This window comes from Streptomyces sp. JN8 (assembly GCF_055808075.1).
This window is the reverse complement of record NZ_CM147852.1, coordinates 2,088,557-2,101,291: the sequence shown is the minus strand read 5'-3', so window position 1 is coordinate 2,101,291 and position 12,735 is coordinate 2,088,557. Positions and strand designations below refer to the sequence as shown.

Annotated in this window: 11 protein-coding genes; 3 read left to right on the top strand and 8 right to left on the bottom strand. The window is 75.7% G+C overall.

Features of this window, described 5'->3' with window-relative positions; translation table 11 throughout:
* Positions 1 to 178: 178 nt before the first annotated feature.
* From ACY0MR_RS09125 to ACY0MR_RS09115, 3 genes are all read right to left on the bottom strand, one after another.
* Complete coding sequence (locus ACY0MR_RS09125; protein WP_404082076.1) at positions 179 to 1,462, bottom strand: HRDC domain-containing protein; 1,284 nt, start codon at positions 1,460 to 1,462, stop codon at positions 179 to 181.
* A gap of 82 nt (positions 1,463 to 1,544) precedes the next feature.
* The gene (locus tag ACY0MR_RS09120; protein ID WP_015037008.1) at positions 1,545 to 2,210 is read right to left on the bottom strand and encodes a response regulator transcription factor; all 666 of its coding nucleotides are present in this window, start codon (positions 2,208 to 2,210) and stop codon (positions 1,545 to 1,547) included.
* Positions 2,211 to 2,472: 262 nt separating this feature from the next.
* Positions 2,473 to 3,174, bottom strand: a complete 702-nt coding sequence (locus ACY0MR_RS09115) for a DUF3000 domain-containing protein (RefSeq protein ID WP_361862578.1) — start codon at positions 3,172 to 3,174, stop codon at positions 2,473 to 2,475.
* Positions 3,175 to 3,265: 91 nt separating this feature from the next.
* Between ACY0MR_RS09115 and hemE the strand changes: the two genes are divergently transcribed.
* Positions 3,266 to 4,339 (top strand): uroporphyrinogen decarboxylase, encoded by a 1,074-nt coding sequence (gene hemE / locus ACY0MR_RS09110; protein WP_361862580.1) that lies wholly within the window; start codon positions 3,266 to 3,268, stop codon positions 4,337 to 4,339.
* Positions 4,340 to 4,400: 61 nt separating this feature from the next.
* On the opposite strand, the gene ACY0MR_RS09105 is transcribed toward hemE, so the two are convergent.
* Together ACY0MR_RS09105 and ACY0MR_RS09100 are read right to left on the bottom strand one after the other, a co-directional pair.
* Positions 4,401 to 5,774, bottom strand: a complete 1,374-nt coding sequence (locus ACY0MR_RS09105; RefSeq protein ID WP_473560191.1) for an FAD-dependent oxidoreductase — start codon at positions 5,772 to 5,774, stop codon at positions 4,401 to 4,403.
* Between the two features lie 67 nt (positions 5,775 to 5,841).
* Positions 5,842 to 6,852, bottom strand: coding sequence for a DUF4349 domain-containing protein (locus ACY0MR_RS09100; protein ID WP_473560190.1), 1,011 nt, complete (start codon positions 6,850 to 6,852; stop codon positions 5,842 to 5,844).
* Positions 6,853 to 7,014: 162 nt separating this feature from the next.
* On the opposite strand from ACY0MR_RS09100, the gene hemG reads away from it, so the two are divergent.
* Complete coding sequence (gene hemG / locus ACY0MR_RS09095; RefSeq protein WP_404082086.1) at positions 7,015 to 8,466, top strand: protoporphyrinogen oxidase; 1,452 nt, start codon at positions 7,015 to 7,017, stop codon at positions 8,464 to 8,466.
* Positions 8,467 to 8,483: 17 nt separating this feature from the next.
* Positions 8,484 to 9,197, top strand: coding sequence for a hydrogen peroxide-dependent heme synthase (gene hemQ, locus ACY0MR_RS09090; RefSeq protein ID WP_361862739.1), 714 nt, complete (start codon positions 8,484 to 8,486; stop codon positions 9,195 to 9,197).
* 247 nt (positions 9,198 to 9,444) lie between these two features.
* Here hemQ and ACY0MR_RS09085 read toward each other — a convergent pair whose 3' ends face one another.
* Genes ACY0MR_RS09085 through ACY0MR_RS09075 form a run of 3 tightly spaced genes read right to left on the bottom strand, consistent with a single transcriptional unit; the run spans position 9,445 to position 12,718 of the window.
* Positions 9,445 to 10,182, bottom strand: coding sequence for a TIGR04222 domain-containing membrane protein (locus ACY0MR_RS09085; RefSeq protein ID WP_388803067.1), 738 nt, complete (start codon positions 10,180 to 10,182; stop codon positions 9,445 to 9,447).
* Between the two features lie 48 nt (positions 10,183 to 10,230).
* On the bottom strand, positions 10,231 to 11,304 hold the full coding sequence (locus ACY0MR_RS09080) for a TIGR04222 domain-containing membrane protein (protein WP_473560187.1): 1,074 nt from the start codon (positions 11,302 to 11,304) through the stop codon (positions 10,231 to 10,233).
* 1 nt (position 11,305) lies between these two features.
* On the bottom strand, positions 11,306 to 12,718 hold the full coding sequence (locus tag ACY0MR_RS09075; RefSeq protein ID WP_403318691.1) for a multinuclear nonheme iron-dependent oxidase: 1,413 nt from the start codon (positions 12,716 to 12,718) through the stop codon (positions 11,306 to 11,308).
* Positions 12,719 to 12,735 lie beyond the last annotated feature (17 nt).

The following is a 12,735-nucleotide window of genomic DNA, read 5'->3' as shown; positions in this document are numbered from 1 at the left end:
ACTGCTGCGGCACACGCCTAAGCGTGCGCTTGCTTCCCCCATGCTACTTGTGGGTAACCAGGCTGCCCAGTCCTTGACGGCCAAGCGGCGAAGGTCACACCCCGAAGCCTGCCGGACATGACGGAGCCCCCGGCGCATTTCGGCGTGCCGGGGGCTCTCGTATCGGGGCGCGGGCGGGTCAGGCCGTCGCCGTCAGGGCCTGCACCAGGAGGGGGGTCACCAGGCCGACCTGCCAGGGGCGGGCGCCGTGGCCGGTCAGGGCGGCGGCCACGGCGTCCGCGTCGGCCGGGGCCGGGGGCTCCCAGCAGACCCGGCGGACCGTGTCCGGGGTGATCAGGTTCTCCTGCGGCAGGTTCAGCTCCTCCGCGAGGGCCGAGACCGCCGAGCGGGCGGCCGACAGACGGGCCGCCGCGGCCGGGTCCTTGTCCGCCCAGGCGCGCGGCGGGGGCGGGCCGGCCACCTGCTGGCCCGGCTGGGGGAGCTCGCTCTCGGGCAGGGCGCGGGCGCGGTCGACGGCCGCCTGCCACTGCTCCAGCTGGCGCCGGCCCATCCGGTGCCCGAAGCCGGGCAGCGCCGTGAGGGCGGCCACGTTCACCGGCACCGCCAGCGCCGCCTCCACGATCGCCGCGTCGCTCAGCACCTTGCCGGGGGAGACGTCACGCCGCTGGGCGACCTTGTCGCGGGCCGTCCACAGCTCCCGGACGACCGCCATCTGGCGGCGCCGCCGCACCTTGTGCATGCCGGAGGTGCGCCGCCACGGGTCCTTGCGCGGCGGGGCGGGCGGGGCCGAGGCGATGGCGTCGAACTCCTGGTGCGCCCACTCCAGCTTCCCCTGCCGGTCGAGCTCCTTCTCCAGGGCGTCCCGGAGGTCGACGAGGAGTTCGACGTCGAGGGCCGCGTACCGCAGCCAGGGCTCGGGCAGCGGCCGGGTGGACCAGTCGACGGCGGAGTGGCCCTTCTCCAGGGCGTAGCCGAGGACGGACTCGACCATCGCGCCGAGGCCGACGCGCGGGAAGCCCGCGAGGCGCCCGGCGAGCTCGGTGTCGAACAGGGAGGTCGGGCGCATGCCTATGTCGCGCAGGCAGGGGAGGTCCTGGGTCGCGGCGTGCAGGATCCACTCGGTCCCGGCGAGCGCCTCGCCGAGCCCCGAGAGGTCGGGGCAGCCCACCGGGTCGACGAGCGCGGTCCCCGCGCCCTCGCGGCGGAGCTGGACGAGGTAGGCGCGCTGGCCGTAGCGGTAGCCGGAGGCGCGCTCGGCGTCCACGGCGACGGGGCCGCGGCCGGCCGCGAAGGCGGCGATCACCTCGGCGAGGGCGTCCTCGGTCTCGACGACGGGCGGAATCCCCTCGCGGGGCTCCAGCAACGGGATCGGAAGCCCATTCGCAGGGACATCGTCGTCCGGGGGGCCGCCCCCGGTGGTGCGCAGTGCTGTGTCTGCTGCGGTCTCTTGGGCGTCGGTCACCTGTCAAGGGTATCGGTGAACGGCGGGCGCCTGTCGACGGAACGTTCCGTCGACAGGCGCCGCCTTCTCGTCCACCGCTCCGTCAGTGGATGATGCCCGTCCGCAGGGCGACGGCGACCATGCCGGCGCGGTCGCCGGTGCCCAGCTTGCGGGCGATCCGGGCCAGGTGGCTCTTCACGGTGAGGGCGGAGAGGCCCATGGAGACGCCGATCGCCTTGTTCGACTGGCCCTCCGCGACGAGCCGGAGCACCTCGACCTCACGGCCGGAGAGCTCGCGGTAGCCGCCCGGGTGGCTCGGGGCACCCGGGGGGCGGCGGTGGCCGAGGCGCGCGGCCGCGGCGCCGATGGGGGCGGCGCCGGGACGGGTCGGGTGGCCGATGTTGGTACGGGTGCCGGTGACGACATAGCCCTTCACACCGCCCGCCAGGGCGTTGCGCACGGCGCCGATGTCGTCCGCAGCCGAGAGGGCGAGGCCGTTGGGCCAGCCCGCGGCGCGGGTCTCGGACAGCAGGGTCAGGCCGCTGCCGTCGGGCAGGTGGACGTCGGCAACGCAGATGTCGCGCGGGTTGCCGACGCGGGGACGTGCCTCCGCGATGGAAGAAGCCTCGATCACGTCGCGTACTCCGAGGGCCCACAGGTGGCGGGTCACGGTGGAGCGGACGCGCGGGTCGGCCACGACGACCATGGCCGTCGGCTTGTTCGGGCGGTAGGCGACCAGGCTTGCGGGCTGCTCGAGGAGAACGGACACCAGGCCTCCTGGGGGGAAGGGTGCGGGACGGAGCCGGCTCGGGGAAGAAGCCGGGGGCGAACCCGTGCTGTGAAGGGGTCACTGACTCCTTCGGCAGGTGGGTCGCCCGCCTTTAGGGAAAGATCACGATTTGGTGAGTAACAATTGGGGCAATTCGGACGCGTGATCGATCATCCTACGAGCGGGCCCCCTCGATTCACTCCTGAGGGGGAGGGCCGGGGCCGCCGTTCGGACACACCGAAGGTTGGCTTGATCCGGTCCTTCAGACCTGCTGCGGCCCCCGCCGCTGCGGCAGCGAGACGATCCCCGCGCCCGACACCGTCCCCGTCGTCCCCGCCGCCGGGTCCGCGGGCGCCGGCGGCAGACCCGCGATCTGGCAGAGCAGGTCGCACCAGGCCGCCAGGTGCGCGGCGGTGTCCGGGACCCCGCCCAGCCCCTCCCGCGGCGTCCAGGACGCCCGGATCTCGATCTGCGTCGCGGGCCTGCGGTCGGCCAGACCGCCGAAGTAGTGGGAGCCCGCCATCGTCACGGTGCCGCCGGCCTCGCCGTACGCGAGCCCCCGGGACTCCAGGGCCCCGGTCAGCCAGGACCAGCACACCTCGGGCAGCAGCGGATCCGCCGCCATCTCCGGCTCCAGCTCCGCCCGGACCAGCGTGACGAGCCGGAAGGTGCCCTTCCAGGCCTCGTGCCCGTCCGGATCGTGCAGCAGCACCAGCCGCCCGTCGGCGAGGTCCTCCTCGCCGTCCACGACGGCCGCCTCGACCGCGTACGCGTGGGGGGCGAGCCGCTGCGGCGGCCTCGTCGGGTCGATCTCGATCTCGGGCCGGAGCCGGGCCGCGCGCAGGGCCTCCACCGCCCGCCGGAACGCCGGTGGCACCGGGTTCGCCTCCGTACTGTCCGCCGTTTCGTCCGTCCCTCGATCGCCGTCGGAATGATCGGAAAAATGTCCCTGAGCCGCAGCCATGCGGGGAAGAGTAGGCGGAACGGGGCCTCTGTGCAGGGAGGGACACCCTGCCCGGACGAGCGGCTTCCCGCCACATGCGAAGATTCTGGGCGTGAGTGCCAACGAACGCCCCACGGGCCAGCAGACGAAGCAGTCGCGGACGTACGACTCCGCGTTCCTCAAGGCATGCCGACGCGAACCCGTGCCGCACACCCCCGTCTGGTTCATGCGCCAGGCCGGGCGCTCGCTCCCCGAGTACCTGAAGGTGCGCGAGGGCATCCCCATGCTCGAGTCGTGCATGCGCCCCGAGCTGGTCACCGAGATCACCCTCCAGCCGGTCCGCCGCCACAAGGTGGACGCCGCGATCTACTTCAGCGACATCGTCGTCCCCCTCAAGGCCATCGGCCTCGACCTCGACATCAAGCCCGGCGTCGGCCCGGTCGTCGCCGACCCGATCCGCACCCGCGCCGACCTGGACCGGCTGCGCGACCTGACCCCCGAGGACGTCCACTACGTCACCGAGGCCATCGGGATGCTCACCGAGGAGCTGGGCGACACCCCGCTCATCGGGTTCGCCGGCGCGCCGTTCACCCTCGCGAGCTACCTCGTCGAGGGCGGCCCGTCGCGCAGCCACGAGCGCACCAAGGCCATGATGTACGGCGACCCGCAGCTCTGGGCCGACCTGCTCGACCGGCTCGCGGAGATCACCTCGGCCTTCCTCAAGGTCCAGATCGAGGCCGGCGCCTCCGCCGTCCAGCTCTTCGACTCCTGGGTCGGCGCCCTCGCCCCGGCCGACTACCGCCGCTCCGTGATGCCGGCCTCCGTGAAGGTGTTCGACGCGGTCGCCGGCTACGGCGTCCCGCGCATCCACTTCGGCGTCGGCACCGGCGAACTGCTCGGCCTCATGGGCGAGGCCGGCGCGGACGTCGTCGGCGTCGACTGGCGCGTCCCGCTCGACGAGGCCGCCCGCCGCGTCGGCCCCGGCAAGGCGCTCCAGGGCAACCTGGACCCGGCCGTGCTGTTCGCCTCGCCCGAGGTCGTCGAGGCCAAGACGGACGAGGTGCTGGCCGCCGCGCGGGACCTGGAGGGCCACGTCTTCAACCTGGGCCACGGCGTCATGCCGTCGATGGACCCGGACGCCCTGTCCCGGCTCGTCGAGTACGTCCACACCCGGACGGCCGTCTGACGCGCCCGCGCCACCCGTCCGACGGCCGCCGGGGGACACCCCGGCGGCCGTCGCGCTTGCGTCAGCCCGCCGCCCGGACCGCCGCCGTCGCCTTGCGGGCCGCGACCAGCACCGGGTCCCACACCGGGGAGAACGGCGGCGCGTACCCCAGGTCCAGCGCCGTCATCCGCTCCACCGTCATCCCCGCCGTCAGCGCCACGGCCGCGATGTCCACCCGCTTCGCCGCCCCCTCCCGGCCCACGATCTGCACCCCGAGCAGGCGGCCGGTGCGCCGCTCCGCCAGCATCTTCACCGTCATCGCCGCGGCCCCCGGGTAGTACCCGGCCCGGCTCGTCGACTCCACGGTCACCGTCACGTACTTCAGCCCGACCTCCCGCGCGTCCTTCTCCCGCAGCCCGGTCCGGGCCAGCTCCAGGTCGCAGACCTTGGACACCGCCGTGCCCACGACCCCCGGGAAGGTCGCGTAGTCGCCGCCGACGTTCGACCCGATGACCTGGCCGTGCTTGTTCGCGTGCGTCCCCAGCGGCACGTACCGCTCACGGCCCGAGACGAGGTCCAGGACCTCCACGCAGTCGCCGCCCGCCCAGATGTTCCCGTGGCCCCTGACCCGCATGGCCAGGTCGGTGAGCAGCCCCCCGTGCGCCCCCAGGGGCAGCCCCGCCGCCCGGGCGAGCGAGGTCTCCGGGACCACGCCCATGCCCAGCACGACCACGTCCGCCGGGTACTCGGCCCCGTCCGTCGCGACCGCCCGCACCCGGCCGTCCCCGCCGGTGAGGATCTTCGTGACCTCCGCGGAGGCGACCGTGGTGATCCCCAGGCCGTCCATCGCCCGGTGCACCAGCCGGCCCATGTCCGGGTCGAGGGTCGCCATCGGCTGCTCGCCCCGGTGCAGGACCGTCACCTCGTAGCCGCGGTGGAGGAGCGCCTCGGCCATCTCCACGCCGATGTAGCCCGCGCCGACCACGACCGCCCGCCGTCCGTCCGTCGCGTCCAGCGAGTCGAGCAGCGCCTGCCCGTCGTCCAGGGTCTGCACCCCGTGGACCCCGGGGGCGTCGATCCCCGGCAGCGCGGGCCGCTTGGGGCGGGCGCCCGTCGCGACCACCAGCTTGTCGAAGCCCGTCCACGTCTCGCCGCCGGTCGCCAGGTCCCGGGCGAGGACCCGCTGACCGGGCACGTCGATCGCCGCCACCTCCGTCCGCATCCGCAGGTCGATCGCGCGCTCCCGGTGCTCCGCGGGGGAGCGCGCGATCAGTTCGTCGCGGGTGGCGACGTCCCCGCCGACCCAGTACGGGATGCCGCAGGCCGAGTACGAGGAGAAGTGGCCGCGCTCGAACGCGACGATCTCCAGCTCCTCAAGCCCCTTGAGCCTGCGTGCCTGCGACGCGGCGGACGTCCCCGCCGCGTCGCCACCGATGACCACCAGTCGTTCGCTCATGCCCCCAGTGTGGGCGCGGTTCCCGGCCGGGGACGCCAAGCCGGCCGAACCGCCGCTCCCCGACGGCTCATTCGCCGCTGCCGGGGGCGTCCGGGTCCGGGGACGGCACGGCGGCTCCCGCGGCGTTGCGACGGGCCGCGGGGACGGCCGCCGGGGCCGCAGGCGGGGCGGTGCGGGCCGCACGGGCCGCGCGCCGGGGACGGACGACACGGCTCCACACCAGGTAGCCGACCAGCGCCACGGCGAGCCACGGGGCCAGGGCCGCCAGCACCACGACCGCCCAGGAGGCCGCGCCCACCAGGGAGTTCCAGCCGCCGCTCAGGGCGTCGCCGAAGCCGGGGCGGCCGTCCTCGCCCCCGTCCTCGCGCGGCTTCTCCTTCTGGGAGAGCTCCAGCGTGATCGTCGCGAGGGACGTGCGGTCCTTCAGGGAGGCCTGCTGGGCCAGCAGCGACTCCAGGTCCGCCTGACGGCGGCTGAGCTCGCCCTCCAGGGTCACCACGTCGGCCAGCCTCTCCGCCCGGTCCATCAGGGCGCGCACCCGCGCCACGCTCGCCCGCTGGGTGGCGATCCGGCTCTCCACGTCCACCACCTGCTCGGTGACGTCCTTGGCGTCCGCCGTGCGCGACAGCAGCCTGCCGGTGCCGGTGAGTTCGCCGAGGACCGCGTCGTACCGCTCCTGCGGCACCCGCAGCACGACGCGGGAGACGACGGCCCCCTCCTCGACCCGCTCGGTCGACTCGTTCTCGACCCGGCCGCCCGCCGCGGCCGTCACGTCGCGGGCGGTGGCCAGCGCCTTCGTCACGTCGCCGACCTCCACCGAGAGCGAGGCGGTACGGATGACGTGCTGCCGTGCCGGGGCCTTCGAGGGCGCGGCCGAGGGCTTGTCGGCGTCCGGTCCCGTGTAGCCGTCGGCGGCCCCCTGCTCCGCGCCGCCCTTCGCGTCCGCCGCGCCGAGGTCCCGCTTGGCGTCCCCGGACGCGTCGCCGCCCGCTCCGCAGCCGGTCAGCACCAGCGCGGCCGCGAGCAGGACCCCGCCCGCCGCCGCCCGCGTTCTCGCCGTGTTACGTGCGCTCCGCATCGTTTCCCCCCAAGGGTGGTTGGTGTCGCCGGTTCGACGTGCCGACCCCCCGGGCGGGTTGCCCTCCGGCGGTAGCGATGCGGTCACGGTCCGGCCTCGGAACGGGCGCGCGCGGCGGAGCCTCGGAACCGGACCCCGTGGGCGATTTGAGAGAGTGGTCCCATGAACGCGGACACCACGGGACCCCATGTCGTCGTCGCCGGAGGCGGTATCGCCGGACTCGCCGCCGCCCACCGGCTGGTCCTCGCCGGCCACCGGGTGACCCTGCTCGAAGCGGGGCCGCGGCTCGGCGGCAAGCTGCTCGCGGGGGAGATCGCGGGCGCCCCCGTCGACCTCGGCGCGGAGTCGCTGCTGGCCCGCCGGCCCGAGGCGGTCGACCTCGCCCGCGCCGTCGGCCTCGGCGACCGGCTCCAGGCCCCCGGCACGACCACCGCGTCCGTCTGGTCCCGCGGCGCGCTCGTCCCCATGCCCAAGGGCCATGTCATGGGCGTCCCCGGCGACGCCCGCGCCGTCGAGGGCCTGCTCTCCGCGGAGGGCGTCCGCCGGATCGGCCTCGACGCGGAACTGCCCCCCACCGAGCTCGGCGAGGACACCGCCATCGGCGCGTACGTCGCCGCGCGCATGGGCCACGAGGTCGTCGACCGGCTCGTGGAACCCCTCCTCGGCGGGGTCTACGCGGGCGACGCGTACCGCATCTCGATGAAGGCCGCCGTCCCCGCGCTCTTCGCGGCCGCCCGCGGCCACCGCACGCTCACCGACGCCGTCCGCGCCGTCCAGCGGGCGGGGGCGGCGGCCCCCGCCGACGCGGCGGGCGCCGGCACCGGCCTCGGCGGCTCCGTCTTCCTCGGCGTCGACGGCGGCGTGGGCACCCTGCCCGGCGCCGTGGCCGACGCGATCCGCGCCGCGGGCGGCGAGATCGTCACCGACGCCCCCGTGACCGCGCTCCGCCGCACCGCAGCCACCGGCTGGCAGGTCGTCTGCGGCGACCGGGTCCTCTCCGCCGACGCCGTCGTCCTCGCCACCCCCGCGGGCCCCGCCGCCCGGCTCCTCGCCCCGCACGCGCCGGCCGCGGCCGCGGAGCTGGACGACGTCGCCTACGCCTCCATGGCCCTGGTCACCCTCGCGTTCCGCCGTACCGACATGCCCGCCCTGGCCGGCTCCGGCTTCCTCGTGCCGCCGGTCGACGGCCACACGATCAAGGCCTCCACCTTCTCCTCCCAGAAGTGGCGCTGGGTCACCGACGGCGCCCCCGACCTGTTCGTCCTGCGCACCTCCGTCGGGCGCCACGGCGAGGAGGACCAGGTCCGGCGGGACGACGCCGACCTCGTCGCCGCCTCCCTCAAGGACCTCGGCGCCGCGACGGGCCTCGCCGCCCGGCCTGTCGCCGCCGCCGTCACCCGCTGGACGGGCGGCCTGCCGCAGTACCCCGTGGGCCACCTCGACCGGGTCGCCCGGGTCCGCGAGGCCGTCGCCGCCGTTCCGGGACTGCGCGTCGCGGGCGCCGCGTACGACGGCGTCGGCATCCCCGCCTGCATCGCCTCGGCCCACCGGGCGGCGGACGAGATCATCGCCACGTCGAAAAGGACCGACCCCGGTGCGGGGCACTCCCTGTGACGGGCGAGAATAGGCGTATGAGTGCGCCCGAAAAGATCCCGAACGCCGGTAAGAAGGCGAAGGACCTCAACGAGGTCATCCGCTACACCCTGTGGTCTGTCTTCAAGCTGCGCGACGTTCTCCCCGAGGACCGCGGCGGCTACGCCGACGAGGTCCAGGAGCTGTTCGACCAGCTCGCGGCCAAGGACATCACCGTCCGCGGCACGTACGACCTCTCCGGTCTGCGCGCCGACGCCGACGTGATGATCTGGTGGCACGCCGAGACGAGCGACGAGCTCCAGGAGGCGTACAACCTCTTCCGCCGCACCCGCCTGGGCCGCGCCCTGGAGCCGGTCTGGTCGAACATGGCGCTGCACCGCCCCGCCGAGTTCAACAAGTCGCACATCCCGGCCTTCCTGGCCGACGAGAACCCGCGCGCCTACGTCTCGGTGTACCCCTTCGTCCGCTCCTACGACTGGTACCTGCTGCCGGACGAGGACCGCCGCCGGATGCTCGCCGACCACGGCAAGATGGCCCGCGGCTACCCGGACGTCCGCGCCAACACGGTCGCCTCCTTCTCCCTCGGCGACTACGAGTGGCTCCTCGCCTTCGAGGCCGACGAGCTGCACCGCATCGTGGACCTCATGCGCCACCTGCGGGCCTCCGAGGCCCGGATGCACGTCCGCGAGGAGGTCCCGTTCTACACCGGTCGCCGCAAGAGCGTCGCCGACCTGGTGGCGGGCCTGGCCTGACGGCCGCACGCAAGACCTGGTGGTGGTCCGGCTCCGGCCGGGCGTGCCATCCTTCGACCCGGAAGATCAGACGGCAGGCCCGACCGGGCCCGCCGCTCCAGCGACACCGGGTCCGGCTCCGGGTGCGGCGCGCACGACGCGCGCCGCACCGGCGTCATCTCCGGGGCCGTTCCGGCGGCCCCACCATCCTTCGGCACGCTCCGCGGGAGTCCCTCCGGCCGGCCCCGGCCGACGCGATCCCGGCCGCTCAGCCCCGGCCGCGCAAGGCGGCCCGCAGCTCCGGTTCGAGCACCCCGGTGCCCCGCGTCGCGAGGGCGGTCAGGGGATCCGCGGCGGACAGCCCCGCGAGCACCCGCTGCCCGGCCGGCGACGCCCAGCGCGTGTACGGGTACACCTCGGCCCGTCCGATCAGCAGGCAGAGACCCGACGCGAGCAGCGGCAGCGCGAACCCGGCCAGCACCGGGGCGCGCTCGGCGGCCGGCACGAGCAGCGCGGACACCGCCCCCAGGACCAGGCTCAGCAGGAGCCCCGCCCGCACCGCCCGCACCCCGGCGGCGACCTCCCGGCGGCCCGCGGCGGACACGGCGAGCCCGCGTTCGACGAGCCGCTCCGCGAGCAGCCGGACGGACTCCGCGTCGGCGACCAGCGGACGGACGGCGGGGATCGGCGCCTGACCGCCGGGCCCCAGGGCGCCGACGACGGCCCGCTCCAGCGGGTCCGCCGCACAGGCCTCCGCGTCCACGACCGTCGCCCAGCCCGTGCGGGCCAGGAGCAGCCGCCGCGCCCGGTGCATCGACACCAGGGTCAGATCGGTGACCCGCAGCGGTCCGCCGGCGAGATAGGCCGCCTCGCCGACGGTCAGCTCCGGCGCACCCCCGCCGGGCACGTCGCCGTCCCCGGCCGCCGCGAGGGCCGCCCGGCAGAGCCGCGCGCAGCCGACACCGGCGACCACGCACGCCACGAGCAGCAGGGGAACCCAGACCATGACCGAGTTGTACGGGAGGCGGGGCCGCCCCGCCACTCGAACGGGTGATCAGCTGCTGGAGCTGGAACACGAACTCCCGCTGGAGCTGGAGCACGAACTGGAACTGGAGCTGGAGCACGAACTGGAGCTGGAGCACGAGCTGCCCCCGCCGCCGCAGCTCGAACCGCCGCTCGAACAGGCCCCCGACGAGCACGACGAGCCGGAGCCGCCGGAGCAGGATCCGCCGCCCCCGCCGCCCCCGCCGCAGGCGCTCGCCCCCGCGCACCACACGGTGGCGGCGGCGACGTCGTCGTGGGACCCCGACGTGCCGCCGTGCCGGTACGGCGGCACGGTGCTCCGGCCGCCCCGCCCGCGCCGCCGGGGCGGCCCGTAGAACCGGGCCGCGGCCACGAGCTGCTGCCGCAGCACCGGGTCGGGGAGCGCCCGGAGCCCGTACAGCGCCACCAGCAGGGCCGGGTCCGCGCGCGGGCCGTGCTCCCGCCCGTACGCGGCGACCGCGCGCCGGCCGGCCGGGGTGGTCTGCCGGCCGGTGAGCGACCCGCAGACGACGGCGGCGACCAGCAGGGCGACCAGGATCGGCACCACCTTGAAGACGAACGGGACGGGCATGTCCGCGCCGGGGTCCAGGGTGCTCGCGAACTCCACGACCGTGAGCACGATCGACACCGGGAAGAGCAGGAAGCCGGTGATGAGGAGGGCCCCGCACCAGCGGGCCGTCGTGCGCCGGGTCGCCGGGTCGACCACGAGCCCGCGCCCCGCCAGCCCGTCGCCGATCTCCTGCACCGCCGGGTGCTGCATCACGGCGAGCCGCAGGTGGTGCAGGGCCCCGTGCGGGGCGGCCGCGTGCGCCTGGAGCACGGCCCGTTCCACCGGGTCGTAGGCGACGGGGCGGACCACGGCCACGATGCCGGGGCCGCCGATCCCCAGCCTGCCGTCCGCCTGGAGGGCGGTCAGGGCGGCGTCGGCGACCCTGGCCGGGCCGCCGTTGAGGAAGGCGACCTCGTACCGGTCGTGGACCGGGCCGCCGGATCCCCGGCGGGTCCGGACGACCCGGGTGAGGAGCAGGGCGATGCCGGCGACGCCGGCCAGGTAGAAGACCGAGACGAGGACGTTCACGAGCACCTCACTTCCGTACGAGTGCGTGGCGGGCGGCCCGGACGAGCCGGGTGGCGCGGCCGGGCGGGCGGCTGCCGGAACGGTCCTGCCACCACTCGGTGAGCCGCCGTCGCGCCGCGGGGTCCTCCGGCCGTCCGGCGATCAGCAGGTGCTCGGCGAAGTCCAGCGCGTCCCGGCGGTAGCCGCCGGTCATCGGCCGGGACCGGGCGTACGCGAGGAACGCCGGCCGGTAGCCCGCGCCCAGGATCTCGGGGAGCTCCGGCGCGACCTTCGCGACGACCCCGGCCCGCTTGGCCGCGAGGGCCCGGCTCTGCACGCCGAGCCGCCGGTTGTCGAAGCCCTCGGGCGCGGGGGTGCCGGCGACGAGCGCGGAGAGCAGGGCGGCCTGGGCGACCGCCACGCGCTGCCGGGCGCCGGCCGCGGGGAGCGGCGCGGCGGCCGGCGCCGCCTCGGCGGGGGCCACCGGGGGGACCTCGGGCATCGGCCCGCCGGAGACCCGGGCTCCGGCGCCGATGAGGAGCGCCTCGCGGGGCGCCGGCACGGGCGGCCTGGCGCCGTGCCGGTGGGCCGTGTCCGCCCGGACCGCCCCGCCGCGCCGGCCGCCGGCCAGCGTCGCGCGGATCGCGCGGAGCTCGCCCGCCAGTTCCTCCGCGGGCGGGAAGTCGTCGTCGCGTTCCAGCAGCACGCCCGGCGGCGCCACCCGGGACGCGAGGTCCGCCAGGACGTCGAGCACCGCCCGGGGCACCGGGTGCGCGTGGGTGTCGTGCCAGACCCCGTCCCGCTCGACACCCCCCGCCACGTGCACGTACGCGATCGCCTCCACCGGCAGCTCCGCGAGGGCCCGCGCCGGGTCCTCGCCGCGGTTGACGTGGTTGGTGTGCAGGTTGGCGACGTCGATGAGGAGTCGTACCCCCGTGCGCTCCACCAGCTCCGCCAGGAAGCGTCCCTCGGACATCTCCTCGCCCGGCCACGCGACGAGCGCCGCGATGTTCTCCAGGGCGAGCGGCACGGGCAGCGCGTCCTGGGCGATCCGCACGTTCTCGCAGAGCACGTCGAGCGCGTCCCGGGTCCGCGGCACGGGAAGCAGGTGGCCCGCTTCGAGCTGCGGGGTCGCGGTGAGCGGCCCCCCGGCCCGGACGAACGCGATGTGCTCCGTGACCAGCGGCGCCCCGAGCGCCACGGCCTTCTCGCCGAGCGCGGCGAGCCGCGCCGGGTCGGGGCGGTCCGCGCCCCCGAGCCCCAGCGAGACGCCGTGCGGCACGACGGTGACGCCGCGCTCGCGCAGCCGGGTCAGGGAGTCGGGCAGGTGGTCGGCGCAGATGTTCTCCGCGACGACCTCCACCCAGTCGATGCCGGACAGCCCCTCCACCGCCTCAGCGATCTCGGGACGCCAGCCGATGCCGATGCCGAGTTCCGTCATGTCCCCCTCCTTCGGTC

Excerpts from the sequence above, each read along its gene's own strand:
- ACY0MR_RS09100 (WP_473560190.1), bottom strand. The coding sequence starts at position 6,852 with ATGCGGAGCGCACGTAACACGGCGAGAACGCGGGCGGCGGCGGGCGGG.
- ACY0MR_RS09115 (WP_361862578.1), bottom strand. The coding sequence starts at position 3,174 with ATGGCTGCGGCTCAGGGACATTTTTCCGATCATTCCGACGGCGATCGA.
- hemQ (WP_361862739.1), top strand. The coding sequence starts at position 8,484 with ATGAGTGCGCCCGAAAAGATCCCGAACGCCGGTAAGAAGGCGAAGGAC.
- ACY0MR_RS09075 (WP_403318691.1), bottom strand. The coding sequence starts at position 12,718 with ATGACGGAACTCGGCATCGGCATCGGCTGGCGTCCCGAGATCGCTGAG.
- hemG (WP_404082086.1), top strand. The coding sequence starts at position 7,015 with ATGAACGCGGACACCACGGGACCCCATGTCGTCGTCGCCGGAGGCGGT.
- ACY0MR_RS09085 (WP_388803067.1), bottom strand. The coding sequence starts at position 10,182 with ATGGTCTGGGTTCCCCTGCTGCTCGTGGCGTGCGTGGTCGCCGGTGTC.
- ACY0MR_RS09105 (WP_473560191.1), bottom strand. The coding sequence starts at position 5,774 with ATGAGCGAACGACTGGTGGTCATCGGTGGCGACGCGGCGGGGACGTCC.